This window comes from Gordonia hydrophobica NBRC 16057 (assembly GCF_001592365.1).
Classification (GTDB): domain Bacteria; phylum Actinomycetota; class Actinomycetes; order Mycobacteriales; family Mycobacteriaceae; genus Gordonia; species Gordonia hydrophobica.
Genome location: NZ_BCWU01000004.1, coordinates 365,834 through 389,079 on the forward strand (window position 1 = coordinate 365,834; position 23,246 = coordinate 389,079).

Below are 23,246 nucleotides of genomic sequence, written 5' to 3' on the forward strand. Positions count from 1 at the left end.
GGGCGACCTCAGGCCGCTCGACCGGTGAACGCGGAACTCTGGGCGAAGCTCGCCAGCCCCTCGCGCACCCTGTCGACGTCGTCGGTGGTGCCCATCAGTTCGAATCGGAACAGATAGGGCACCTGGCATTTGTGCGAGACGATGTCCCCGGCCAACGCGAACTCCGCTCCGAAGTTCGTGTTGCCCCCGGCGATCACGCCCCGGATCAGTGCCCGGTTGTGCTCGATGTTGAGGAATTTGATGACTTGCTTGGGCACGTACCCGCCACCTGCGTGCGCCATGACCGAACCCGTGTCGCTGATCTTGCCACCCCCGTACGTCGGGGTGATCAAGACGTAGGGCTCGTCCACGCGGAACGACGCGGTGCGATCGATGAGCGGTATCCGGACCGACCGGAGTCCCAACTTCTGCACAAAGCGGTGGGTGTACTCCGAGACCGACGAGAAGTAGACGATCAAGGGGAGATCGCCGGTTCCGTACGACGACTCCGACGTCGAGATCCGAGTGTCAGTGTCAGCGGCCATCGGCGCGCCCCCGATCAGGCTGCAGAAGCGGCGAGAGACTTGATGCGCTCCGGGCGGAAGCCCGACCAGTGGTCGTCGCCGACGACCACGACGGGCGCCTGCAGGTAGCCGAGAGCCATCACGTAGTCGCGGGCCTCGTCGTCCTGACTGATGTCCACGACGTCGTACTCCAGCCCGGCCTTGTCGAGCGCCTTGTAGGTCATGTTGCACTGGACGCATGCGGGCTTGGTGTAAACGGTGATGGCCATCGATGAGCTCCCTTGAAGACGAATTCTCTGCCGCGACTCGCGCCGCTGCACTTCTCTGACCCGGTACCTGCTCTCGCAGTGAACGACATCCGCGTAATTCCGTCGGTCGCCGTCCGCCCCCCGGACTCTTCAAACACTACACCTTGTGGCTGACCTTTTGCCAGACCACAAGAACTTGTGAATAACATTCATGAAACTCGCAGGTCGCGCGCTCCTTGTCCACAACCGAATCGGCGTGTCTCGGCGTGTCCGGGCGTGTCGTTCACAGGCGTCCACAGCACCACTCACAGGGCAGTCCACAGCATCTGTGGACGACGTCGATCGGCGCCGTGCGAGCCCTCTCCCTGAGACGACTGTGGCCGCGACCAATCGGTCGCGGCCACACGTTCGCAGGGCGTGGATCAGACGGCGACGGCGACCTCGTCGGCGAGGCTGCGCACGGCGGCGACGACGCTCTCCACGATCTCGGCGGTGGCGAGACCCTCGTCGCCCAGGTCGCCGGTGCCGATGCCGATCTCGACCTTCTCGACGACCTTGGCGCCTGCGATGCCGACCGACTTCCGAGCGTCCTCACGCGACCAGGTGCCCGCATAGCGACCCAGGGCCGCACCGATGACGCCCGCGGGCTTGCCCGCCAGGGCGCCGGCGCCGTAGGGACGCGACAACCAGTCGATGGCGTTCTTCAGGACGGCCGGGATGGTGCCGTTGTACTCCGGAGTGACGAACAGGAATGCGTCCACCTCGGCGACGGACCCGCGGAGCGCCGCGATGGAGGCGGGCAGCGCCTCGGCGGTGTCGAGGTCCTCGTTGTAGAAGGGCAGTTCCCCCAGACCGTCGACGATGCTGAGCGAGATGCCCTCGGGTGCGTTGGCGACGGCGAGCTCGGCGAGTGCGCGGTTGTGCGAACCGGCACGGAGGCTGCCGACGAGGATGGCGATGGTGAGATTGCTGTCCGACATGGTCGATCTCCCTGAAGTGATGTCTGCGTACGGCGCCGAAGCTACCGCGGGTTACCCGAGGGACAACATGCCTTGACCCGCCATGATTCCAAATCCGAGCCGTGACACCCGACACATCCGGACCGCGGTCCGGAATTCTGCGACGCCGCCATTGGGACGACTACGACATCGCCGACATGAACTATGGTCGGAGCATGCCACTCGACGGCCCCGGACCACTCGAACTGCACGTGACGAACTCCCCCGCTCCCCTGCCGGAGCGGGCCGACGCCGCGCGCAATCGTCGTCTGCTGCTGGCCGCCGCGCAGTCGCTGATCGACAGCCAGGGCGCCGCCGCGGTGACGATGGAGGCCGTCGCGCGCGCCGCCGGCGTCGGCAAGGGGACCGTGTTTCGCCGCTTCGGGAACCGCACCGGCCTGATGCTGGCGCTGCTCGACCACTCCGAGTCGGATCTGCAGCAGGGCTTCTTGTCCGGTCCCGAACCGCTCGGTCCCGGCGCACCGCCGCTCGAGCGGCTGATCGCCTATGGACGCGCGCGACTGAAGATGACCACCGACCACCTCGACATCCTCCTCGAAGCGGGTGCCGACCAGCCCGATCATCTGTCGCATCCGGTGTGGACGATGTCCACGCACCATGTCCGCATGCTGTTGGGCGAACTCGGTTTCAGCGGTCGCATCGAGGTGACCGCCCAGGCGATTCAGGCGCCGCTGATGGCGCAGACCGTGCGCCACCTGGTCGACGTGATCGGCATGACGCGCGCCGAGATCGCCGACGACTGGGAGGCCATGATCCGGCGCCTGGTGGCGGGGCACTGACCTCGCTGCCGCACGCCGCGCTCAGCCGGTTCCGTCGCGGGTGACCGCGGCGGCCTCGCGACTCAATTCCGGGCCGCTCGGCAGCAGCGACACCATCGGCCACGGAGCGAGAAGTGGGTCGTCGAGCCCGAGCATCGTCGCCGTCTCGGCACCCGCCAGTTGGTAGCGCACCCCGGCATCGCTGATGTAAAGCGGTGTCGACGCGCGTCGCGAGTCCGTCTCGACGCCGGTCAGCAGCACATGCTCGCCGGACCCTGGTGCGAGGTAGACCAGATCGAGCGCCGGTCCCACCCCGTCCGCCGACGCCAGCGCCACCGGCCGCCCGCCATCAGGAACCGGCAGGCGACGGGCGGTGAGAAGTTGAGTGCTCGCGCGGGAATCGTCGCGCCCACGGCTCCAGCGATGACACAGGACCGGCTGCTCGTCGTCCGAGATCACCGGCACTGTCCGCGGAAAATGCGTCAGCGACACCTGCTCCCGGACCGGCAACGTCGCCACCTCGGCAGGCGCCACCCGCCGCACCGTCTGTCCCGCGGCGGGATCGGCGAGCCGCATCACCTCGGCCGCCGCCGCGGACAGCGGCTGCACCGCATCGCGCAGGATCAAGTGGTAGCGCACGGTCCCGTCCGCTCCCGCCGTCGCCACCACCGAGCCGACCGGCATGCCGAGCACGCCGACGCCGCCGCGACCGGGCACATCGGGCACCCGCAGTGCCGGGCGAACTGGAAACGAGCCGAGGAACCCCGCGGCGACCGGTCGCGGCGTCGCCGATTCCAGTCCAAGACCGCGCAGCAGTTCCACGCTGCCTCGGTCGACGCTGGCGCGCACCGGTGTCGCGGTCCCGCCGGTCTCCGGGGCGGAATAGAGCAGCCAGACGACGCCGTCGCTCTCCACCAGAGCGGTCGCGGTCGGCGACGCGGGAGCCGTGGCGCCGACGATCACCGCGTCGATCCCGGCGGACTCGCACAGGGTCCAGGTGGAGCGATCGGCGTCGGCGGCTCCCGCGAGGGCCGACGGTGCGCCGACGATGCCCACTTGCGCGCCGCGCGGGTACGTCGCGAGCGCGCTCTCGCTGACATGACGCACGGGCGCGGCCTGCCCGAGGATCAGCCGCGCCGAGGCCACATTCGTCGCCGGATGCATCACCTCGTCCAGCAGGACGAAGACCGCGCCGGCGTCGTCGGTGACGATCTGGGCGTCCTTCACCGCGGGTTGCGGCCGGATGAATCCGTAGATCCCCGCGCCGGCGACGATCACCACCGCCAGGATGGCGCCTGCGATCAGCGAACGGGTCTGTGCGCGCATCGGATCATGCATCATCCGCACGTCTCGCCGAACCAGCGCGTGCTCGGCTCGTGCCAGGCCGAACCGGTATCCACTGACCTGAGCACGCGTGGTGAGGTGTCGTGACATCCATTCCCCCGATCGATTTCCCCGCATGGAGACTAACCGCGCGATAGCCTCACTCCACGACGATTCGGACAAATCGTTGTCAGGGGGAACTCAACATTGCAGACACGACTGTTGTCTCGCCGCGACTCCGCATGGCACCCCACGGCGCCGTTCGACGTCCCGGCGGGCGAGGAGTACATCGGCCTCCAGCGGGACGGCGACACTCTCATCGGCGTCCTCGCCGTGACGCCGACGGCACCGGCGCCGATCGTCGTCGGCGCGGCCGCCTCCGGCGATGCACAGCTGCTGAACGCGGTCGCCGCGGCTCTCACGCATCACGACGCGGCCCCGGTCGCGATCGACGTCGTCAGCCACACGATGGGCTGCTGGGGCGCCACCCCCGCGGCGCGCAGCTATCGCGGCCTTCTCGGCGGGCTGCACATCGCGTCGCACCGCAGCGTCCACCTCGTGGTCCGACTCCGACCAGCCGCCTTCCCCGCTGCTGTCAACGCACGCGGAGGGCCGGGCGCGGGAACCCTGCGGACCGCCCTCTGGTGCCTACGCCGCGTCCGCTCCCGACTGTCTGATGCCGCGGTGGGCACCCGCCCGCTGACCGCCGCGGAGATCACCGAACTGACCGCGCGACTGACCGAGGGCATCGACGTCCGGAGCCTGCAGACGCCCGGATCGTCGCTGGTCAGCTACGCGTTGCCCGCTCCGACGCCAGAGTCGTTGGCCGCGCTACTGGCCGCGCCAATCTCCGCCGACGCACTCTCCACGACGGTCACGGTCAGCATCGCGGCCGGACCGTCGATGCGCGTGACCGTCCGCGACAACGGCGGTCGTGCCGTCGACCGGACCGGCGAGCTCGGGCTCATGCGGCTCGAGGCTCCGCCTGCTGCGGCGATCGGCCTTCCCGTCGGGCTGCCGCCGCTCCGGCGCCGCAGTCCGCGAATCGACGCGATGGTCCCTCGTGTGGGGCCTGCCGAAACACTGCCTCTCCTCACGCTGCCGATCCCGATCGCAGGCGACGGTCAGCTCGTCGGCGCCGATCGGTCCGGACGACCGGTCACCCTCCGACTCGCCGGTCGCGACATTCCGCGCTGCAACGTCCTCGGCGATCGAGCCGTCGCACAGCAGGTCGTCGTCCGCCTCGCCGCGCTCGGTTTCGCCGTCGACGTCGCGTCCGACGACGCGCAGCCATGGCAGCGGCTCGCCGACTCGGTCGGCGTTGGCCTCGGGTCGGGCGGTGCTCCACAGCGTCCGGTACAGGTGGTCGTCGACGACTCCGACGCCGGCGGGGTGACCGCACCGCCCGGCGCCACCCTGATCAGAATCCATCGCATCGACGATCCGCCGTCCGACACCGGTCCGGCCCTTCGACGCGGCCCGGACGAGACGATCCTCGCCGAGGGCGCGGGCCGGACGGTCTCGATCCGACCGGTCTCGACCGATGCCGAACGCGCACTGATCGAGACGTGAGATCTCGCCTCCCGAGCACCGCTCGTCCAACATCGTTCACCCGGGCCACTCCCCCGGTAGCGTGACCACCATGACTCCTGCGACATTCCCCACCGACTGGTCCACCGCACTCGTCCTGGTCGCGCACCCGGACGACCCCGAGTACGGAATGGCCGCCGCCGTCGCGCGGTGGACGTCCGAAGGCAAGCACGTCGTCTACGGCCTGGCGACCAGCGGCGAGGTCGGCATCGAGGGCATGGACGCCGCCGAAGCCGGGCCGCTGCGCGAGGCCGAACAGATCGCGTCGGCCGCGGTGGTCGGCGTCGACGACGTGGAGTTCTGGGGATTCCCGGACAGCCAGGTCTTCAACTCCCCCGAACTGCGCGCCAAGATCCGAGAGGTCATCCAACGCGTCGACCCCGACGTCATCGCCTGCACCTACGGCGGCCCCAGTTGGGGCGAGGGCAAGCCGCCGAATCAGCGCGACCACATCGAGTTCGCCGCAGCAGTGATCGACGCGTATGACGAACTGCCCGACGCACGGTCCACCGTGTTCTGGAACGGGCCCAATCCGACTCACGCGGTCGACGTCACCGGCTTCACCGAGAAGGCCGTCGAGTCGTTGACCTGCCACCAGGTCTACCTCGAGGTGCTCGATCCAGCCACCCCGGTCCAGGCCCAGGCACGTCAGCAAGTGGAGTGGTCCACCCAGCCGATCGACGGCTTCGACGCCGCCCGGGCATCGGGCTTCGAGCAGATTCGCCCGACGGAGTAGCCCCGACACAGCACCGGGGCCGCACGCTCGTTCGCGTACGGCCCCGGGATCACCGGTATGGCTTTCGTGGCTACCTCAGGATGCTGAACCCGCCAGCACGGAAGGAATCAGGTCGGCGAGGTTCCCGACGACTCCGCCGATCACGTCCGCACCCGGCAACGACTGCTGCTGCGCACTGGGTGCATCCTTCGGCGCATCGACGTTGACACCGATCGTGATCTGCGGGTTCTTGGCGGGATCAAGCCACTGCAGCACCTTCACCATCTCGTCGCGGGCGATGGCGACACAGCCCTGAGTCGGCTTGCCGTCGGTCACGTGCAGGAAGATCGCCGATGCGTCGCCGGGTGTGCGCGTCGGGTTGTGGTTGATGTTGACCGCGTAGTCGTACACCGGTCCCGAGTTGTACAGGTTCTCACTGTCGCCGCCCGGGCTGGTGTCGGAGACGACGTGGGTGTTGTAGGTGGGAGACTTCTCGTTCGAGTCCCACCAATCGCGCGTGGTGGTCTTGAAGTACTCCATCTTGGTTCCCTCGGGCTTGTCCTGCCGACCGAACGCGATGTTCATCGGGAAGGTGCCCTGCGGGGTGCGGTAGACATTGTCCTGCGCCTTCCCCATGCCCTTCTCGCCGAGGTACGCCTTGGTGGGACCGAGGACCGGTTTCCACGTCCCGGTCGCGTCCTTCTCGAACCCGGTGAGTGTCGCCGTCTGGGACGACGCCACCGGCGCGGTCACCACGATCATCTGTGAAGTCTCCGCGGCACCGGGCACGGCGGGTGCGCCCGGAGTGGTCAGCCCCTTGAGCAGATTGTCGATCAGCGTGGTGATGCTGCCGGACCCGGTCTGCGGCGCCGTCTGCGGAACCGCTGCGGCCTGTCCAGCACCCACGACAAGTGCTCCGAGGAGCGCCGTCAGCGCAAACCCCAGTTGTAACATTCGCCTCATCAGTAACTTCAGCACCACCTCAGTGTGCCAGCCGAGACGACGTGATCGCCACCCGCGGAGATCATCGTCACCTTTCCGCAACTGTTCTGTGAGCAGCACAAACGGTCAGATCCCGACAAGAACGACGTAGCGCGAATCCGACTACGGTGGAGACCATGACTCCTGCTCCCCGATGGATCACCGACACCGAACCCGGCCACAGCGAGTGGTACATCCAGCGCTTTCGTGAGATGGCCGCCGACGGCGCCGACCTGTTCGGCGAGGCGCGCTTCGTCGACGCGATGGTCGGCCGCGGCTCCCGTCTGCTCGACGCCGGGTGCGGTCCCGGCCGCGTCGGCGGATATCTGCACACGGTGGGTCACCGCGTCACCGGCGTCGACGTCGATCCCACGCTGATCGAAGCCGCCGAGGCCGACTACCCGGGACCGGACTGGCGGGTCGGCGATCTCGCCGAGCTCGACCTCCGAGAGCCCGATGGCAGTCGAACCCGATTCGACGCCATCGTCTGCGCGGGCAACGTCCTCGCCTTCGTCGCCCCAGACACCGAGGCGCAGGTGCTGCGCCGGCTCGGCGAGCACCTCGCCCCGACCGGCCGCCTCGCGGTCGGCTTCCACGTCGCGAAACTCGCACTGGCCGATTTCGACGCCGCGCTGGCCGAGACCGACCTCGTCCTGGATCTGCGTCTGGCGACGTGGGACCTCCGCCCCTGGCACGACGACGCCGACTTCGCCGTCTCGATCCTGCGACACTGAGGACTCGGGCACCGAGAACGCGGGCGACTGCGTAAGTGGGCACAGCAGAGAAGATCTGCGTCCCCGTGACACCGAGGCGAGGGCGGATGCCCTCGGCAAGGGTGCTACGGGGACGCAGATGTCAGTAGCTGCGGCTATGCACCCGCGCCGGGCGCGAACTCCTCCAGCATCTCAGTGACCAGCGCGGCGATCGGCGACCGCTCGCTGCGCGAGAGTGTGATGTGGGCGAACAGCGGATGCCCCTTCAACTTCTCGATGACCGCGGCCACGCCGTCGTGCCGTCCAACGCGCAGGTTGTCACGCTGCGCGACGTCGTGCGTCAGCACCACGCGCGATCCGGAGCCGAGTCGGGACAGCACGGTCAGCAGCACGTTGCGCTCCAGCGACTGCGCCTCGTCGACGATCACGAACGAGTCGTGCAACGACCGCCCGCGGATATGGGTCAGCGGCAGCACCTCCAGCATGCCGCGATCGAGGACCTCGTCGATGACCTCCGTCGACACCAGTCCTTCCAGGGTGTCGAACACCGCCTGAGCCCAGGGCCCCATCTTCTCGGCCTCGCTGCCGGGCAGGTAGCCGAGCTGTTGGCCGCCGACCGCGTACAGCGGCCGGAAGACGACCACCTTGCGGTGCGTCCGTCGCTCCAGCACGGCTTCCAGACCGGCGCACAGGGCGAGTGCCGACTTGCCCGTGCCCGCCTTGCCGCCGAGCGAGACGATCCCCACCGACTCGTCGAGCAGCAGATCCAGCGCAACCCGCTGCTCCGCCGAGCGACCGCGCAGCCCGAAGGCCTCCCGGTCGCCTCGCACCAGCCGCACCTGCTTGGTGTCGGTGACCCGACCGAGCGCGCTCTGCCCGTTGCCCAGCAGCCGCAGTCCGGTGTGGCACGGCAGGTCGCGGGCCTCGTCGAGATCGATGACGCCGTCGGCGAACAGCGCGTCGATCGCGGTGTCGGCGACGTCGACCTCGTCCATGCCGGTCCATCCGGAGACCACCACGTCCTGCGCGTGGTACTCGTCGGCCGCGAGTCCCACCGCTCCGGCCTTCACCCGCAGCGGCGTGTCCTTCGAGACCAGCGTGACGTCACGACCCTCGGCGCGCAGATTCAGCGCGCACGCGAGGATCCGCGAATCGTTGGTGTCGTTGCGGAAGCCCGCCGGAAGCACCGAGGGATCGGTGTGATTCAGCTCGACTTGCACGGTGCCGCCGTCGTCCCCGATGGGGATGGCGATGTCGAGGCGCTCGTGCTTGATGCGCAGGTCGTCGAGCAGTCGCAGAGCCTGGCGGGCGAACCAGCCCAGCTCGCTGTGGTGGCGTTTGCCCTCGAGTTCTGAGATGACGACCAGTGGGAGGACGACGTGGTGCTCGGCGAAGCGAGTCACCGCCCACGGGTCGGACAGCAGAACGGAGGTATCGAGGACGTAGGTGCGAACGGTCACGTCGGACTCCTAGGCGTCCGTGCGGCCCCGCACGGAACCATGTTGTCTTGAGCAGCCGGTCGGCTCGTGCCTTGCCCGTTCACCGTCTGATGACGGTCAGCGGACCTCGGCGAGAGCCGGGGCCGGCTCTCTCGTGACACCTGCGTCGTTCACGAATCGAACCTCCCGAACGAACCGCTTCCCCGCGGCCCGTTAGGGCTCAACGTACGCGGGGTCACACCGCCTATTGGCGACCACGTGTCGGCGCGTCGGTTAAGTTCGCGTGACCGAAAGGTCGCCGTCAGAGCACTCCCGCCTCCGGTTTCACAGGCACACCATCAGCCCCACCGCACGATCACTTGCCAATCCGGAAACCGATGCCTACGCTTTCCATCATGGAAAGCGATCAGCCCGACGACCTCCGCGCTCTCCTCCGCATCGCCGAACGGGCGGCGGCGGCGCCGTTCATCGACTATCCGCCGACGCCCGCGTGGTATGCGCCCGCGGTCGGCGCGTGGGCGGCGACGCTCGCCGGGGTGGTCGCCTACCGTCCCGAACCGCTCATCGCGATCGTCATCTTCGTGTTCTTGCTCGGTCTGCTCGGCGGCTTCGTCGGCTGGTACGGCCGGCTGCGCGGAACCCAGCCGACGATCACCGACGCGCCCCCGGAGTTCCGGCGCATCTTCCGGCACTACCTGATGGGGGTCATCGTCCTCGGGGTGATCGTGATCCCGCTGATCCTGTTCGCGCCGCCGCTCGCGGCCATCGCGACGACGTTCGTCCTCGTCACCGGCGGGATCGCGCTGTACGAGCGCGCGTACGCCCGCGCCGCCGCCGCGACTCGCCTGCGCCTGGCATGAACAGCCCGCTCGACGGCATCGATCCGGTCCTGCAACAGCCGAAACGCCTGGCCGCAATGGCCGTCCTGGCGCATTCGACGGCGACCGACTTCCCGTTCCTAAAGGACCATCTGCAGATCGGCGACTCGGACCTGTCGAAGCAGATGGCCGCGCTGATCGCCGCGGAGTACGTGACCTCCACACGCTCGCGCGGCCGCGGCAGCGTCACCACCTATCGCATCACGAAAGCCGGACGCCGGGCGTTCGCCGCACACGTGACCGCGCTCGAGAAGCTGGTCTCGTTCGGTTGATCAGGCGCCGGGCTCCGCGGCGAGGGCCAGGATCCGCTGCCGGGCGGCCTCGGCCTCGTCGCTGAGTTCCTGGACGCTGTCGAGCTTGAGCTCGTCGGCGAGCTTCTTCGCGATCGCGGCGTCGGTCGACGCGTCTTCGAAGTCGGCGATGAAGTCCCGACGATCATCGAAGTCGGCGATGTCGGCACCGATGTGCTCGATGCCTGCGAGGGCCTTGTCGACGGCGATGATCGTCGCCTCCTGGTCGGCGACCATGCCCGCCGCCAGGAAGGCCTGGAAGGTCGCCGCCTGCACGGCATCGTCCGTGCGGATCTTGGAGACGATCTGTCGCAGCACGTCGTCGTCGGCGTAGGCCAGGAGCTTGTCGGCGAACGTCACGCTCTGGTTCTCATGCACGGCGAGCAGTGCGAGAGCGTCCATCGGACCGACGTTCTCGACGGTCTCCGGGGTCTGCCGCCAGCCCGCGACGATGTGGATGCGGCGACGCGTCTCGGCTTCGGCCGGATCCACCGCGCGCGTGACGACGAGGTAGTCGCGCAGCACGATCGAGTGCCGATTGTCCTCCGCGGTCCACACGCCGACCAGTTGGCGCCAGTCCGAGAACGCCGGGAAGTGCATGGCGAGCACCCGGTGGAACGACGGCAGGTTGTCCTTCGTCAACAGCAGCGCCAACAGGCCCGCCGCGGCGGTGTCGGAGAGCTTCGAGTCCTCGGGGACGTAGTCCTCGCCGCCGAGGAAGGCGAAGTTCCGGCCGAGATCCCACGGCACCCAGTCGGACGGGGTCCACGAGAGGGCGGCTTCGGCGTGCTCCTCCGCGATTTCCGGAAGCGCCTTCTCCAGCGCGTTGATCAGGTCTTCATTGCTCAGTACGGCCACGGCACCCACCCTAAACGAGATGTGCGGAAGTTGGTTATTCCGCCGACCCCGTCGAGCTCATCAGACCCCAGCCCTCCAGGCCGTCGTACAGCGGGATGTCGAGAGCGAGTTTGCTGACCCGTGCGCGGAGTGCGGAGACGTCGGCCGACTTGCCCGCGGCGAGCGCGGTGCCGATGATGTCGGCGACCTCGGTGAACTCGGCGTCGCCGAACCCGCGGGTCGCGAGCGCCGGGGTGCCGATGCGCAGTCCGGAGGTGACCATCGGCGGGCGCGGATCGAACGGCACGGCGTTGCGGTTCACGGTGATCCCGACCTCGTGGAGCAGGTCTTCGGCCTGCTGGCCGTCGAGATCGGAGTTGCGCAGGTCCACCAGGACCAGGTGGACGTCCGTGCCGCCGGTCAGCACCGAGACGCCGGCCTTGGCGACATCGTCGCCGGTGAGTCGGTCGGCCAGGATCTTGGCGCCGGACAGGGTGCGACGCTGACGCTCGGCGAACTCCTCCGTGGCGGCGATCTTGAGCGCGACGGCCTTCGCGGCGACGACGTGCATCAGCGGCCCGCCCTGCTGGCCCGGGAAGACGGCCGAGTTGAGCTTCTTGGCCCAGTCCTTCTTGGCCAGGATCAGACCCGAGCGCGGTCCGCCGAGGGTCTTGTGGACGGTGGTCGAGACGACGTCGGCGTGCGGCACCGGGCTGGGATGCAGACCGGCGGCGACGAGCCCGGCGAAGTGCGCCATGTCGACCCAGAGGTGAGCGCCGACCTCGTCCGCGATCTCACGGAACGCCGCGAAGTCGAGGGTCCGCGGGTAGGCCGACCAGCCTGCGACGATCACCTTCGGCTTGGTGTCGAGGGCGATCTTGCGCACCTCGTCCATGTCGATCCGGAAGTCTTCCTTGCTGACGCCGTAGAAGGCGTTCTCGTAGAGCTTACCCGAGAAGTTGAGCCGCATGCCGTGGGTGAGGTGACCGCCGTGTGCCAGATCGAGTCCGAGCAGGGTCTCGCCCGGCTCCATCAGTGCCTGCAGGACCGCCGCGTTGGCCTGCGCACCGGCGTGCGGCTGCACGTTGGCGAACTCGGCGCCGAACAGTTCCTTGGCCCGGTTCCGCGCGATGTCCTCGACGACGTCGACGTGCTCGCAGCCGCCGTAGTACCGACGGCCGGGGTAGCCCTCGGCGTACTTGTTGGTCAGCACGCTGCCCTGCGCCTGCAGCACGGCACGGGGAACGAAGTTCTCCGATGCGATCATCTCGAGCGTGTCGCGCTGACGCGACAGCTCTCCGTTCATGGCTGCGGCGACGTCGGGGTCCAGGTCGGCAAGGGACTGGGAAAACAGGCTCATGGCCACCAAGTCTAGAACCCGAGTTCGCTGCGCAGCACCCCCGGGGTGAGCGGTTCGTCGAGCAGCCGACCGAAGCGCGCGAGCCGCGCCGGACCTGCGGGGCCCGCCTCGTCGAGCCACGCCCCCAGCAGCGCGTATCCCTCCACGTACGTCGAGATGTAGGCGCGCCAGAGCGGCGAAGTCAGAAAGCGGAGCATCTGGCGGGCCCGATCGGGCGCCACCAGCAGCCAGCGCTGCAGAAACAACGCGACGTCGTCGATGTTCTCGCCCCGGTCGTGCAGGGCCAGCGCTGCGTCCTGCCGCACGCGGAGCAGTCCCGCCGCCGCAGTTCCGACCGCACGCGCTCGCTCGGCGTCGAAGCGAAGACCGAAGTCGGCGTAGATCTCGGCCGCCCATTCGTGCCACGACGTGCCCATGGCCGCGGCGAGCGCATGGTCGGCCAACCCCTCCGCCATCAGACACTGCGGCGTGTTGACCAGGAAGATGGTGTGCTCGAGCTGTCCGGTCCCGACCAGCCGTTGCTCCTTCCGGCAGTGCTCGGTGTGGTGCCCCGGATACGCCTCGTGGGCGATCAGGCCGGGCAGCGCCGACATGTGTTGCGGCAGATCGGTGTTGACGGCCACCGTGGAGTGGAAGTCGCCGAGGTAGTAGTTGAAGCCCGACCACGGCTTGTCGCTGACCACCTCGAAATCGACCACTTCCGAGTCGGGGAGCGGAAACTCGCGGCGGACGGTCTCGCGCAGGCTTCCCGCGAACTCGTGGATCAGCGGGGAGACGAGGTCGGCGGGGATCTCGTCGGCCCGGCGATAGGCGGCGTAGGCCTCGCGCAGTCGATCGCCGGTGGCGCCGGGCACGCCCAGCGCGTCGGCCATTCGCGCGTGCGCCTGGCGGTAGACGTCCTCGTCACCGGGTTCGATCCGGACGTCGAAGTACGCCTGCACCTCGTCGATGAAACCGACCCGCTCCCCCGCGAACTTGCGTGCGGAGACCTCCAGCGCCCGCAGGTGGGTGCCGACGAACTCGGCGCGGTCGGCGGGCAGCCCGGCGGGGAGTTCCTCGTGCAGCGCCCTGGCGCGCCTGGCCAACTCCGCGGGATCGGGCGTCGGCCCGTTCTCCGATTCGGCCCGCAGTGCCCGGTCGCCGGTGTACGCGTCGACGAACCCCTCCTCGATCCGGTCGAACGCCAACCCGAGTCGCAGGTACTCGATGACAGGATCCGCGGCAGCACTCATGTGACCAAAGCTACCGGGGGTCGGCCAACGCGTCGCACGTCCTAGTAACCTATCGGTCCATGGCGCGTCATTCGCACGACCGCGATCCCGGCCTGTACCTCGAGCTCGACCGAACGCAGTGGCGTGCACTGCGCAAATCGATGCCGATGGTGCTGAACGAGTCGGAGCTGGAGAAGCTCGTCGGCCTGGGTGAGCAGATCGACCTCAACGAGGTCGCCGAGGTGTACCTGCCGCTGTCTCGTCTCATCCACCTGCAGGTGGAGGCCAGACAGCGACTCTTCGCTGCCACGTCGACCTTCCTCGGGCAACGCCAGCGAAATCGCCAGGTGCCGTTCGTGATCGGCATCGCCGGGTCGGTGGCGGTCGGCAAGTCGACCACCGCCCGCGTGCTGGCGACGCTCCTGTCCCGCTGGGAGACCCACCCCAAGGTCGATCTGATCACCACCGACGGCTTCCTGCTTCCCACCAAGGAGTTGGAACGCCGGGGCATCATGCACCGCAAGGGCTTTCCCGAATCGTACGACCGCCGCGCACTGCTGCGCTTCGTCACCGAGGTCAAGTCCGGAAACCCGGAGGTCACCGCACCGGTCTACGACCACGTCAGCTACGACATCGTGCCGGACGTCGTCCATTCGGTGAAACAGCCGGACATCCTCATCGTCGAAGGCCTCAATGTGCTGCAGACCGGGCCCACGCTGACAGTCTCGGATCTGTTCGACTTCTCGATCTACGTCGACGCCAAGACCTCCGACATCGAGAAGTGGTACATCTCCCGCTTCCTCCAGATGCGGACCGGATCGTTCGCCGACCCGGAATCGCACTTCCACTACTACTCGTCGTTGACCGACGATCAGGCGACGATCGCCGCCCGCGACATCTGGACGTCGATCAATCGTCCCAACCTGATCGAGAACATCCTGCCGACCCGGCCGCGCGCGACGCTGGTCCTGCGCAAGGACGGTAACCACGCCATCAACCGGGTGCGCCTGCGGAAGTTGTGATCGCCGATTCGGCGCGTCAGGCCGTGATCTCGGCGACCACCGCGCCGGTCACGGCCACCAGGTCCGACGGCGCCAACTGGATCTCGAGGCCGCGGCGACCACCGCTGCACAGGACCGAGTCCCACTGCAGCGCGGAGGCGTCCACGACGGTCGGCAGTGCCGTCTTCTGCCCCAGCGGCGACACCCCGCCGAGCACGTATCCGGTGGACCGGGTGACCTTCGCCGCCTGCGCCATCTCCCCTTTCGCTGCGCCGAGCGCTTTCGCCGCCGCTTTGAGCGAGAGCTTCTCCGGCACCGGGATCACCGCGACGCCGAGGGTGCCGCCGAGGTCGATAACGAGAGTCTTGAAGATCTGCGCGGCCTGCACCCCGAGCGTCGACGCGGTGACGGCGACGGCCTCGTCGCCGTAGTCGGCGCGGTGACGGTCGTGTTTGTACTTGTGCACGTCGAACGGCACGGCGGCCCGCTCCAGCGCCGCGATGGCGGGCGTCGCAGCGGCCATCAGCGCGCGGCCAGCCACTGCTCGAAGGTCGTGGACGTCGTCACGTCGGGGTGCTCAGGCACCAGCCCGCCGGACCGGATCGCGGATCCGCCGACGTTCACACCGAACACCTTCTTCGGTGAGCCGTTCTTGGCCGCAACGGCTTTCGCGATGTCGACCAGGTTCATCGTCGCCGGTCCGGCGACGATGATGTCCGACGGCCGGGACGGATCCAGGACCACGTCGGCCATCGCCTCGGCCACGTCCTCGACCGCCGCAGGTCTGCTCAGCATGCGCGGCGCGACGGCGACCGGACCGAACGTCATCGCGGCGAGGAACTTCTCCGGCAGCGAATACCACTGCGTTGATCGGAACGCGGTCGCGGCGTCGCCCAGCATCTCGGTGTATACGGCCTCCTGCTGCGCCTTGCCGCGGTAGTGCCCCATCTTCTTGTTCACGGCAGAGTCGGAGGCGCCGTAGATCGTCAGGTACACCACGGCGGCGTCGGCGTCGTCGGCGGCGATCGCGATGTTCTGTGCGACCGCGGAGAAGAACCGCTCGGAGTCGGCGGCGCTGCGCGACATCAGGCTGGTGGCGTCGACGATGACATCGGCGCCGGCGCAGGCCGCCGAGAGGCCCGTGCCGGTGACCGCGTCGACGCCGGTCTTCCGATGTGCGGGGATCACTTGGGCGCCCCGTTTGAGGAGGATCTCGCAGAGGATCGAACCGAACTCTCCGCTCGCGCCGACGACCGTCACCCGCATGTCTTGTCAGTCCCTTCCAGATCTCATCAGTTGCTGGGTCTCATTTGCCGAATCTGCGATTGCGTGCGGTGAAATCGCGCAGCGCACGGAGAAAATCGACGCGGCGGAACTCCGGCCAGTACGCATCGGTGAACCAGATCTCCGAGTACGCCGACTGCCACAGCAGAAACCCGCTGAGCCGCTGCTCCCCCGAGGTGCGGATCACCAGGTCGGGGTCGGGGGTGCCGCTGGTGTAGAGGTGTGAGTCGATCCCGTCGACGGAGACCGCGTCCACCAGTTCAGCGCCCGAGGCGCCCTTCTCGATGGCTTCGGTCAGCAGCGTCTGCACGGCGTCCACGATCTCCTGGCGACCGCCGTAGCCGACGGCCACGTTGACCGTCATGTCGGCGGCGCCTTCGGTTCGGTTCGACGCCTCGCGGAGCCGTCGTGCCACCGCGTCGGGCAGCTGGTCCAGGTTGCCGACGATCCGGACCCGCCAGTCGGCGTCGACGTCGCTGATCTCGTCGACGATGTCCGGCACGATCTCCATCAGCGCGTCGAGCTCGTCGGACTCCCGCGAGAGGTTCTCGGTCGAGAGGAGGTAGATCGTCACCGCCTCGATCCCCAGTTCCGAGCACCAGCCCAGCATGTCGGCGATGCGTCGCGCACCGACACGGTGTCCGTGGCTGACGTCCTCGAATCCCGCTTCGCGCGCCCACCGCCGGTTGCCGTCGCAGATGATCGCCACATGGCGGGGTATGCGGGTGCCGTCCATCAGTTGCACGAGACGGTGTTCGTACACGCGCAGCATGCCGCCGCGCACCCGGTCCGGGAGCAATTTCACAGCCGCGATCTTACTCTCACGGTAGGTTACCGGCGCGGAACTTACGGTACCGTAGGTTCATGCAGCAGTCCCCTCTCCCGACCTCGGCGCCCACTAATATCGACGGTGTGACCGGTCCGGAGACCAAGCCGACGCTGCGCGGTGTGATCCACAAGTACTCCTCGTTCATCGCTGCCGCGGTCGGCATCGTCTTGATCGTCGGCACGGCGATGCACCGCAGTGCCGTCTCGGTGGTCGCCGTGGTGATCTATGTGGTCACCATCTGCGCGCTGTTCGGCGTCAGCACCGTGTATCACCGAGTCAATTGGACGTCACCGCGCGCCCGTATCGCGATGAAACGCGCCGATCATTCGATGATCTTCGTGTTCATCGCGGGCAGCTACACCCCGTTCTGCGTCATGGGACTCGATTCCCCCACTCGCTGGTGGGTGCTCGGCATCGTCTGGGTGGGCGCCGCTCTCGGTGTCACCCTGAAGATGCTCTGGCCCGGGTCCCCGCGCTGGCTGGGCGTGGTCCTCTACATCGTGCTCGGCTGGGTGATCATCGCGGTGGCCCCGATGCTGATCCACAACACCGGGGTCGCCGTTATCGTGCTGCTCGCCACCGGCGGCGTCTTCTACAGTCTCGGCGGCGTGCTGTTCGCGCTTCGCTGGCCCGATCCGTGGCCGGGGGTGTTCGGTCACCACGAGGTGTTCCACGCGTGCACCGCGATCGCCGCGCTCCTGCACTACATCGCCGTATGGCTGGTGGTCATCGGCTGAGTGGCCTCGGCTACAGTCAGCGGATGACCCCGACGACACTCTCGCGCCTGCGCGGCGCCGTCGTCGGCGGAGCCTCCGCGCTGACCGGCATCGGAGCGCACGCGGCGGCACAGGGCATGCTGCCCGAGACCGCGTCGTTGCTGATGGTCGCGACGACCGCCATCGCGCTCGGCGTCGCCGTCGCGGCGCTTCCCGCCGCGCGTGTGCTTCCCGCACTCATCGGCGGTCAAGCGATGGTGCACGTCCTGCTGGTCCTGTCGTCCGGCCATCACCACGATCTGCTCACCGCGCCGATGGCGGCGATGCACACCGTCGGCACCCTGGCCGCGCTGCTTCTGTTGTGCGGTGTCGAACTCCTGGTCCACGCGGCGTCGGCGCTCGCCCTGCGCGCGATGCGCCTGCACGTGCGGCTACGGCCGCTCACCACGGTCACCGTTCCGGCGTATCCCGCCGTCGCCGCGCCTGCGGCACTGGTCTACCTCGGCGGCATCGGCCGCCGCGGCCCGCCCCCGGTTCAGTAGCACCCCGTTCTCACTCATCGCGCGCCGACGTCGGCGCGCGATCCCTGCTGCTTGACCGAAAGGCACCTCGTGTCCATCTCTGTCTCTTCGGCGACCCCGAAGACACCCTCCGCACCGCCGCGTTCCGCGCCGGTGAGCACCGTTCTTCACCGGCTCGTCCGACGCCTCCACTTCTACGCAGGCGTCCTGGTGGCCCCGTTCCTCCTCGTCGCTGCGGTGACCGGCGCGCTGTACTCGGTCTCCCCGACCGTCGAGAATCTCGTCTACCGAGCGCAACTCCACACCGACTCCACCGGGTCGGCGGCCTCTCTCGCGGCGCAGGTCCGCGCCGCGCAAGCCGTTCGACCCGACCTCCATCTCTCTGGCGTCTGGCCGGCCACCAACCCTGGCGACACCACGCGCGTGCTGTTCGACGACCCGTCGCTGGGCGCCTCCGAGCGCCTCGCGGTGTTCATCGACCCCGTCACCACGCAGTCTCGCGGGCAGCTCGTGAGCTATGGCTCCTCCGGTGCGCTTCCGCTTCGGACCTGGATCGACCGCTTGCATCGCGACCTTCACCTCGGCGACCCCGGCCGCCTCTACTCCGAGCTCGCGGCGTCGTGGCTGTGGTTGGTCGCTCTCGGCGGCCTCACCCTCTGGGTGATGCAGATTCGCAAACGGCGCCGCGCGACCGGACGCGGGTCCCTGCTGCGTGGGTCGCCGGGTGCTCGCGGTCGTGCCGCGACGGTCAACCGGCACGGCGTCATCGGCGCCTGGATCGTCGTGGCACTGCTCTTCCTCTCGGCGACGGGCCTCACCTGGTCCACCTACGCGGGGCAGCACGTCACCGATCTGCGGTCCACGCTGGGCTGGACCACCCCGACGGCTGACGCCTCGCTGACCGGCGGGCAGGCGCCCACCGGCGGCGAGCACGCCGAGCACGGCGGTCACGACATGGGCGGCCACTCCGACGCCACGGTCGACGCCGTGGCCGGGATCGACGGTGCCGTCGGCATCGCCCGCGCGAACGGGGTGGACGGCGCGGTGGAGGTCACCGTCCCGACCGACGACGCGACGGCGTTCACCGTCGCTCAGCGCCGAGTCCCGTGGCGCGCATCGACCAGCTCCATCACGGTGGATCCCTCGCGCGACGCCGTCGTCGACCTCAATCGATTCGCCGACTGGCCGCTCGCCGCGAAGCTCTCCACCTGGGGCATCACCCTGCACATGGGGCTGCTGTTCGGTCTGCCGAACCAGGTGCTGCTGTTGACGGTCATGCTCGCGTTGATCACGCTGATCGTGCTCGGCTACCGGTCGTGGTGGCAGCGCCGGGCCCGCGACGCCCGCGCGGGCACCGCACCCGCGCGCGGGGCTCTCCGGGATCTTCCGCTGCCCCTCGCTGCGGGAATCCTGGTCGTCGCGGCCGCGGTCGGGTGGCTTCTTCCGCTGCTCGGCTGGCCCCTGCTCGCCTTCCTGGTGATCGACACGGTGCTGCCGCGGGTGCGGGAGGCAGCACTACCGAAGTCCTGACCCGTCCGACAGCGATGGCTGCTTTTCCGGGTCTGGGCCCCGGAAAAGCAGCCATCGGTCTAGGGCAGTCGCCGCTTTCTCAGCGAGCGGCGCGCGCGAGGGCGTCGAGCACCGACGCCGACGCCTCCCAGCCCATGCACTTGTCGGTGACGCTCTGGCCGTAGACCAGCTCGCCGCCCAGCGACTGCGCGCCGGCCACCAGGAAGCTCTCGAGCATGACGCCCGACAGCACCGGACCGTTGCCCTCGCGACGGTTCGCAGCGAACGCCTCGGCCACCTCGACGGCCACCTCGGCCTGTCGCTCGTGGTCCTTACCGGAGTTCGCGTGCGAGCAGTCCACCATCACCTTCGGCGACAGTCCGGCCTTCTCGAGCTTGGCCGCGGTGTCGGCGACCGACTGAGCATCGTAGTTGGGGCCGGGGGTGCCGCCGCGCAAGATCACGTGGCACTCGTCGTTGCCCGCCGTGTGGACCACCGCGCCGCGACCGAAGTCGTCGACACCGAAGAAGACGTGCTCGGAGGCTGCGGCCTTGACGCCGTCGATCGCCACCTGGATGTTGCCGTCGGTGCCGTTCTTGAAACCGACCGGCATCGACAGACCGGAGACCAGCTGGCGGTGGACCTGCGACTCGGTGGTCCGGGCGCCGATGGCTCCCCACGAGACGGTGTCGGCGATGTACTGCGGGCTGGTGGGCTCCAGGAACTCGCAGCCGACCGGAAGGCCGAGGTCGATCACATCGAGCAACAGCGAACGCGCCGTACGCAGGCCGCGCTCCACGTCGAACGAGCCGTCCATTCCCGGATCGTTGATGAGGCCCTTCCAACCGACCGTGGTGCGCGGCTTCTCGAAGTACACCCGCATCACGATCTTCAGCGAATCCGCGTACTCCTTCGCGAGCGGCGCGAGGCGTCGCGCGTAGTCGAGTGCGGCGACCGGATCGTGCACCGAGCAGGGGCCGACGACGACGATCATCCGGTCGTCCTGGCCGGCGAGGATCGCGGCGATCTCTTCCCGGTCGCGCTGCACCATCTCGGCGCGCCGAGCGGTCAGCGGAAGCTCGGTGCGCAGTGCCTCCGGCGACGGGATCGGCGAGAACGCCGTGACCCTCCGGTCGGAGGTGGACTGCGTGGTGGAACCGGTCGTGATGGTCACGATGTGCCTTTCGATGCTGTCGGCAGGAGTGGTGTGGTCTCGTGTCCCGGAACGCCCTGCTCGACAAGAATCATCCCGGAACGTGAAAAGCAGTGACCGAATGGTCACTGCTTGGGCTCCGGGATGTGCGACGCGCGTTATCGATGCTGGATCGCAGGCTCTCCCGGAGCCTGGATAAAGCGCCAATATGCGGTGGTCGACATGCCGTCGAAGCTAACACGCACCGCGGACCCGTCGCAACACGAGACGCTACTGATGCTGTGACATCTGCGACTGCAGATGGCTGTTGATCTGCTGCAATCCGGCCACCGACACGCCCGGAAGCTGTCCGGTGATACTGCGCACCACGGCGCTGTCGTCGATCACCTTCTCGCTCGACTGCACCAGGACGGTGCCCGCCCCCGTGAAATCGAACTGCTGCTCCTCACCCGAACGGACGCCCACGCGCGAGGCCGCCGCCTGCAGCAGGCCCGTGACCCACGTCTGGTCGTAGTGGTGGCTGGGCGACGGGCAGTCGGCCCAGCCGACCATCGCTTCGGGATCCACCCGCACGGGAGGCTCGACGAACATCACCGGACCGTTCGACGACGCCAGAAAGCGACCGGTGCCGATGAGGGTGAGGAAGCCGGGAACGATCGACTGCTTCAGCGCCAGCGTGGTTCGAAGGCGAGAAGATTGGCCGCCCGGATCGTCAGGTTGCCGTCGTCTTCGAGGTTGTAGGAGTTGATCTCGTAGCCGCGGTCGCCGATCACCACCTTGCCGTGGCCTTCCGCCACCACGTAGTCGCCGAGATACAGCGGCGCCGAGAAGGTCTGCGCGACCATGTGCAGCATGCCTGCCTGCAGTCCGTGCTCCAACGACGTAAAGGTCACCTGGCCGTAGTACGCGATCATCGCACCCTTCGACAGGAACCACGGTTTCCCGAGGTCGATCGTGTAGGCGTACTTGTTGTCCGGGACGTTGTCGTCGGCAGGCAGGGTGTGCGGGTTCCACACCGTGTTCACCTGGGTCATAGCCGCTGCTCCGATGCTTGAACGTAGACCACACCGTGCCCGGTGCAGTCGAGTTGGAAGGCCTCGCCGCCGGTGCGGCCCATGTTCCGGAAGCTGACCGTCGACCGCAGGCGGGTCTCGACCTGCCCGATCGACGCCGCGAAGGCCTGCGGGTCGACTGTCACCGGGCGATCCGGAGCCACCTGCAGTCGGATGAAGCCGCCGTGTCCCAGAATGACCGCGGAACCGGCGCCGACCAGCCGCGTCGTGTACATGCCCTGGCCGGTCGCCACGCCGCCCGCCGCCGATCGGAGCGCGCCGCGCAGTCCGCCTCCCCCGCCGCCGGATTGCGCGGAGATGGAGACGATCGACGACTGGAGGCCCTGGGTGTGTCCGAGGAGTCGAGACGCCTCCACTCGGAGCTCGCCGCCCCCGTTCACGTCGACGATCTCGACCTCGAGTCCGCGGAAGCCGTAGTGGACGGTGCCGTCGCCCTGCGCGACCATCGTCGACTCGTGCTCGCCCTGCATCATGCGTCCGGCGACCCCGACCATGCCGCTCAGCGCGCCCGTGCCGCCGCTGCCGGGGATCTGATGCGGCTGGAAGAACACGTTTCCGGTGTAGAACAGCATCGCGCCGCGGCGGGCGACGATGGGCCCGCTGCGCGCGAGATCGACCGAGACGACCTTGTTGTTGACCTTCGTGAACACGTCGCTCTCCTATCGCTCGGCCGGTTGGATGGAGACGACGCCGGAACCGTCCCAGCGGAGCGAGAACGCTTCGCCGCTCCCTTGGCCGACCACGGTGCGCCACGACACGTCGGTCACGAAGGACTGCGACAGGGCGCCGCGCGCGCAGACGAAGGCATCCGGATCCACCACCAGCGGAAACTCCGGCGAGACCTCCAGGTGAACCAGCGGGCCGCCCTGCGACAGCAGGGCCACCTGGCCGTGACCGGTGACCGTGGTCGTGAACAGTCCCTGCCCCGACACGCCGCCGCGAACGCCCGCGAAGGTCACGTTGGTGGTCAGATTCGCCGTCAGCGCCAGCAACTGCTCCGCCTCCACCTGCAGAGTCTCGCCGGTCAGGTCGACGACGGTGACGTTCGCCGCGTCCTGGGCCAGGTAGACGATCCCGGTTCCGGTGCACTCCATCAGCGACAGGCCCTCGCCGGTCGCCTTCTTCTTGATCCCGGCGACGATCCCCTCGCCGCCGCCGAAGCCGGCGGACTTGAAGGCCACCTGGCCCTCGAAGGCGATCATCGATCCGCTGAGAGCGCGGATCGAACTGTTCTCCAGGTGTGCTTCGACCACCCGTTTCGTCGTCGAGACGAGCTGCATGGTTGTGCCGTCCTT

General features: G+C 68.4%; 25 protein-coding genes and 1 pseudogene. 10 read left to right on the top strand and 16 right to left on the bottom strand.

The window, feature by feature from the left end:
• Positions 1-8: 8 nt before the first annotated feature.
• The 3 genes from nrdI to GH2_RS09505 form a co-directional block, all read right to left on the bottom strand.
• A complete protein-coding gene (gene nrdI, locus GH2_RS09495; protein ID WP_084247407.1) occupies positions 9-524 on the bottom strand; it encodes a class Ib ribonucleoside-diphosphate reductase assembly flavoprotein NrdI in 516 nt (171 codons plus the stop codon).
• Between the two features lie 14 nt (positions 525-538).
• Positions 539-772 carry a glutaredoxin-like protein NrdH gene (nrdH, locus tag GH2_RS09500; RefSeq protein ID WP_066166389.1) on the bottom strand — a complete coding sequence of 78 codons (234 nt, stop codon included), beginning with the start codon at positions 770-772 and terminating at the stop codon, positions 539-541.
• Positions 773-1,173: 401 nt separating this feature from the next.
• Positions 1,174-1,731 carry an NAD(P)H-dependent oxidoreductase gene (locus GH2_RS09505; RefSeq protein WP_066166392.1) on the bottom strand — a complete coding sequence of 186 codons (558 nt, stop codon included), beginning with the start codon at positions 1,729-1,731 and terminating at the stop codon, positions 1,174-1,176.
• Positions 1,732-1,925: 194 nt separating this feature from the next.
• Here GH2_RS09505 and GH2_RS09510 point away from each other — a divergent pair, with 194 nt between their 5' ends.
• Positions 1,926-2,549, top strand: a complete 624-nt coding sequence (locus tag GH2_RS09510; RefSeq protein ID WP_066166645.1) for a TetR/AcrR family transcriptional regulator — start codon at positions 1,926-1,928, stop codon at positions 2,547-2,549.
• A gap of 21 nt (positions 2,550-2,570) precedes the next feature.
• Here GH2_RS09510 and eccB read toward each other — a convergent pair whose 3' ends face one another.
• Positions 2,571-3,962 (bottom strand): type VII secretion protein EccB, encoded by a 1,392-nt coding sequence (gene eccB, locus GH2_RS09515; protein WP_066166396.1) that lies wholly within the window; start codon positions 3,960-3,962, stop codon positions 2,571-2,573.
• A 111-nt stretch (positions 3,963-4,073) separates the two neighbouring features.
• Here eccB and GH2_RS09520 point away from each other — a divergent pair, with 111 nt between their 5' ends.
• Positions 4,074-5,423, top strand: coding sequence for a type VII secretion protein EccE (locus GH2_RS09520; protein WP_169802433.1), 1,350 nt, complete (start codon positions 4,074-4,076; stop codon positions 5,421-5,423).
• Between the two features lie 70 nt (positions 5,424-5,493).
• Positions 5,494-6,177 carry a PIG-L deacetylase family protein gene (locus GH2_RS09525; protein WP_066166648.1) on the top strand — a complete coding sequence of 228 codons (684 nt, stop codon included), beginning with the start codon at positions 5,494-5,496 and terminating at the stop codon, positions 6,175-6,177.
• A 75-nt stretch (positions 6,178-6,252) separates the two neighbouring features.
• Here the strand turns inward: GH2_RS09525 and GH2_RS09530 are convergent, their stop codons facing one another.
• A complete protein-coding gene (locus GH2_RS09530; protein WP_066166401.1) occupies positions 6,253-7,110 on the bottom strand; it encodes a L,D-transpeptidase family protein in 858 nt (285 codons plus the stop codon).
• A 164-nt stretch (positions 7,111-7,274) separates the two neighbouring features.
• On the opposite strand from GH2_RS09530, the gene GH2_RS09535 reads away from it, so the two are divergent.
• Positions 7,275-7,871 (top strand): class I SAM-dependent methyltransferase, encoded by a 597-nt coding sequence (locus GH2_RS09535; RefSeq protein WP_066166650.1) that lies wholly within the window; start codon positions 7,275-7,277, stop codon positions 7,869-7,871.
• 134 nt (positions 7,872-8,005) lie between these two features.
• On the opposite strand, the gene phoH2 is transcribed toward GH2_RS09535, so the two are convergent.
• Positions 8,006-9,310 (bottom strand): RNA 5'-3' helicase PhoH2, encoded by a 1,305-nt coding sequence (gene phoH2, locus GH2_RS09540; protein WP_066166404.1) that lies wholly within the window; start codon positions 9,308-9,310, stop codon positions 8,006-8,008.
• A gap of 374 nt (positions 9,311-9,684) precedes the next feature.
• Here phoH2 and GH2_RS09545 point away from each other — a divergent pair, with 374 nt between their 5' ends.
• Both GH2_RS09545 and GH2_RS09550 read left to right on the top strand, forming a co-directional pair.
• Positions 9,685-10,149: a hypothetical protein gene (locus GH2_RS09545; protein WP_066166407.1), complete on the top strand. Its 465-nt coding sequence runs from the start codon at positions 9,685-9,687 to the stop codon at positions 10,147-10,149.
• The gene (locus tag GH2_RS09550; protein WP_066166410.1) at positions 10,146-10,439 is read left to right on the top strand and encodes a transcriptional regulator; all 294 of its coding nucleotides are present in this window, start codon (positions 10,146-10,148) and stop codon (positions 10,437-10,439) included. Before GH2_RS09545 ends, GH2_RS09550 begins: the two co-directional genes overlap by 4 nt.
• On the opposite strand, the gene GH2_RS09555 is transcribed toward GH2_RS09550, so the two are convergent.
• Genes GH2_RS09555 through GH2_RS09565 form a run of 3 tightly spaced genes read right to left on the bottom strand, consistent with a single transcriptional unit; the run spans position 10,440 to position 13,886 of the window.
• Positions 10,440-11,315, bottom strand: a complete 876-nt coding sequence (locus tag GH2_RS09555) for an acyl-ACP desaturase (protein WP_066166653.1) — start codon at positions 11,313-11,315, stop codon at positions 10,440-10,442.
• 34 nt (positions 11,316-11,349) lie between these two features.
• Positions 11,350-12,654 (bottom strand): serine hydroxymethyltransferase, encoded by a 1,305-nt coding sequence (gene glyA, locus GH2_RS09560; protein ID WP_066166656.1) that lies wholly within the window; start codon positions 12,652-12,654, stop codon positions 11,350-11,352.
• A gap of 11 nt (positions 12,655-12,665) precedes the next feature.
• The gene (locus tag GH2_RS09565; RefSeq protein ID WP_066166415.1) at positions 12,666-13,886 is read right to left on the bottom strand and encodes a hypothetical protein; all 1,221 of its coding nucleotides are present in this window, start codon (positions 13,884-13,886) and stop codon (positions 12,666-12,668) included.
• A 59-nt stretch (positions 13,887-13,945) separates the two neighbouring features.
• Here GH2_RS09565 and coaA point away from each other — a divergent pair, with 59 nt between their 5' ends.
• Complete coding sequence (coaA, locus tag GH2_RS09570) at positions 13,946-14,887, top strand: type I pantothenate kinase (RefSeq protein ID WP_066166418.1); 942 nt, start codon at positions 13,946-13,948, stop codon at positions 14,885-14,887.
• Between the two features lie 16 nt (positions 14,888-14,903).
• On the opposite strand, the gene ybaK is transcribed toward coaA, so the two are convergent.
• From ybaK to GH2_RS09585, 3 genes are read right to left on the bottom strand one after another with little or no spacing between them, the layout of a single operon-like run.
• Complete coding sequence (ybaK, locus tag GH2_RS09575) at positions 14,904-15,389, bottom strand: Cys-tRNA(Pro) deacylase (RefSeq protein ID WP_066166658.1); 486 nt, start codon at positions 15,387-15,389, stop codon at positions 14,904-14,906.
• Positions 15,389-16,132 (bottom strand): SDR family oxidoreductase, encoded by a 744-nt coding sequence (locus GH2_RS09580; RefSeq protein WP_066166420.1) that lies wholly within the window; start codon positions 16,130-16,132, stop codon positions 15,389-15,391. Before GH2_RS09580 ends, ybaK begins: the two co-directional genes overlap by 1 nt.
• A 40-nt stretch (positions 16,133-16,172) precedes the next feature.
• The gene (locus tag GH2_RS09585) at positions 16,173-16,955 is read right to left on the bottom strand and encodes an isoprenyl transferase (RefSeq protein ID WP_066166422.1); all 783 of its coding nucleotides are present in this window, start codon (positions 16,953-16,955) and stop codon (positions 16,173-16,175) included.
• A 59-nt stretch (positions 16,956-17,014) separates the two neighbouring features.
• On the opposite strand from GH2_RS09585, the gene trhA reads away from it, so the two are divergent.
• The 3 genes from trhA to GH2_RS09600 all read left to right on the top strand — a co-directional run bounded on the left by trhA (position 17,015) and on the right by GH2_RS09600 (position 19,746).
• Complete coding sequence (gene trhA / locus GH2_RS09590) at positions 17,015-17,716, top strand: PAQR family membrane homeostasis protein TrhA (protein ID WP_084247408.1); 702 nt, start codon at positions 17,015-17,017, stop codon at positions 17,714-17,716.
• Between the two features lie 23 nt (positions 17,717-17,739).
• Positions 17,740-18,237, top strand: coding sequence for a hypothetical protein (locus GH2_RS09595; RefSeq protein ID WP_066166426.1), 498 nt, complete (start codon positions 17,740-17,742; stop codon positions 18,235-18,237).
• Between the two features lie 69 nt (positions 18,238-18,306).
• On the top strand, positions 18,307-19,746 hold the full coding sequence (locus GH2_RS09600; protein WP_066166429.1) for a PepSY-associated TM helix domain-containing protein: 1,440 nt from the start codon (positions 18,307-18,309) through the stop codon (positions 19,744-19,746).
• Positions 19,747-19,825: 79 nt separating this feature from the next.
• Here GH2_RS09600 and GH2_RS09605 read toward each other — a convergent pair whose 3' ends face one another.
• From GH2_RS09605 to GH2_RS09620, 4 genes and pseudogenes are all read right to left on the bottom strand, one after another.
• A complete protein-coding gene (locus GH2_RS09605; protein WP_066166432.1) occupies positions 19,826-20,899 on the bottom strand; it encodes a 3-deoxy-7-phosphoheptulonate synthase in 1,074 nt (357 codons plus the stop codon).
• Between the two features lie 249 nt (positions 20,900-21,148).
• Positions 21,149-21,912 (bottom strand): annotated as a pseudogene (locus GH2_RS09610) (AIM24 family protein).
• Entirely contained in the window at positions 21,909-22,601 is a 693-nt protein-coding gene (locus tag GH2_RS09615) for an AIM24 family protein (RefSeq protein ID WP_066166435.1), read from the bottom strand. The pseudogene GH2_RS09610 and the gene GH2_RS09615 overlap by 4 nt, the downstream one beginning before the upstream one ends.
• Positions 22,602-22,610: 9 nt before the next feature.
• The gene (locus GH2_RS09620) at positions 22,611-23,231 is read right to left on the bottom strand and encodes an AIM24 family protein (RefSeq protein ID WP_066166438.1); all 621 of its coding nucleotides are present in this window, start codon (positions 23,229-23,231) and stop codon (positions 22,611-22,613) included.
• Positions 23,232-23,246 lie beyond the last annotated feature (15 nt).

What these genes read in the sequence shown, in the direction of transcription:
- nrdI (WP_084247407.1), bottom strand. Translation starts at nt 524, where the DNA reads ATGGCCGCTGACACTGACACTCGGATCTCGACGTCGGAGTCGTCGTAC.
- nrdH (WP_066166389.1), bottom strand. Translation starts at nt 772, where the DNA reads ATGGCCATCACCGTTTACACCAAGCCCGCATGCGTCCAGTGCAACATG.
- GH2_RS09505 (WP_066166392.1), bottom strand. Translation starts at nt 1,731, where the DNA reads ATGTCGGACAGCAATCTCACCATCGCCATCCTCGTCGGCAGCCTCCGT.
- GH2_RS09510 (WP_066166645.1), top strand. Translation starts at nt 1,926, where the DNA reads ATGCCACTCGACGGCCCCGGACCACTCGAACTGCACGTGACGAACTCC.
- eccB (WP_066166396.1), bottom strand. Translation starts at nt 3,962, where the DNA reads ATGTCACGACACCTCACCACGCGTGCTCAGGTCAGTGGATACCGGTTC.
- GH2_RS09525 (WP_066166648.1), top strand. Translation starts at nt 5,494, where the DNA reads ATGACTCCTGCGACATTCCCCACCGACTGGTCCACCGCACTCGTCCTG.
- GH2_RS09530 (WP_066166401.1), bottom strand. Translation starts at nt 7,110, where the DNA reads ATGTTACAACTGGGGTTTGCGCTGACGGCGCTCCTCGGAGCACTTGTC.
- GH2_RS09535 (WP_066166650.1), top strand. Translation starts at nt 7,275, where the DNA reads ATGACTCCTGCTCCCCGATGGATCACCGACACCGAACCCGGCCACAGC.
- GH2_RS09545 (WP_066166407.1), top strand. Translation starts at nt 9,685, where the DNA reads ATGGAAAGCGATCAGCCCGACGACCTCCGCGCTCTCCTCCGCATCGCC.
- GH2_RS09550 (WP_066166410.1), top strand. Translation starts at nt 10,146, where the DNA reads ATGAACAGCCCGCTCGACGGCATCGATCCGGTCCTGCAACAGCCGAAA.
- glyA (WP_066166656.1), bottom strand. Translation starts at nt 12,654, where the DNA reads ATGAGCCTGTTTTCCCAGTCCCTTGCCGACCTGGACCCCGACGTCGCC.
- GH2_RS09565 (WP_066166415.1), bottom strand. Translation starts at nt 13,886, where the DNA reads ATGAGTGCTGCCGCGGATCCTGTCATCGAGTACCTGCGACTCGGGTTG.
- coaA (WP_066166418.1), top strand. Translation starts at nt 13,946, where the DNA reads ATGGCGCGTCATTCGCACGACCGCGATCCCGGCCTGTACCTCGAGCTC.
- ybaK (WP_066166658.1), bottom strand. Translation starts at nt 15,389, where the DNA reads ATGGCCGCTGCGACGCCCGCCATCGCGGCGCTGGAGCGGGCCGCCGTG.
- GH2_RS09580 (WP_066166420.1), bottom strand. Translation starts at nt 16,132, where the DNA reads ATGCGGGTGACGGTCGTCGGCGCGAGCGGAGAGTTCGGTTCGATCCTC.
- trhA (WP_084247408.1), top strand. Translation starts at nt 17,015, where the DNA reads ATGCAGCAGTCCCCTCTCCCGACCTCGGCGCCCACTAATATCGACGGT.
- GH2_RS09595 (WP_066166426.1), top strand. Translation starts at nt 17,740, where the DNA reads ATGACCCCGACGACACTCTCGCGCCTGCGCGGCGCCGTCGTCGGCGGA.
- GH2_RS09620 (WP_066166438.1), bottom strand. Translation starts at nt 23,231, where the DNA reads ATGCAGCTCGTCTCGACGACGAAACGGGTGGTCGAAGCACACCTGGAG.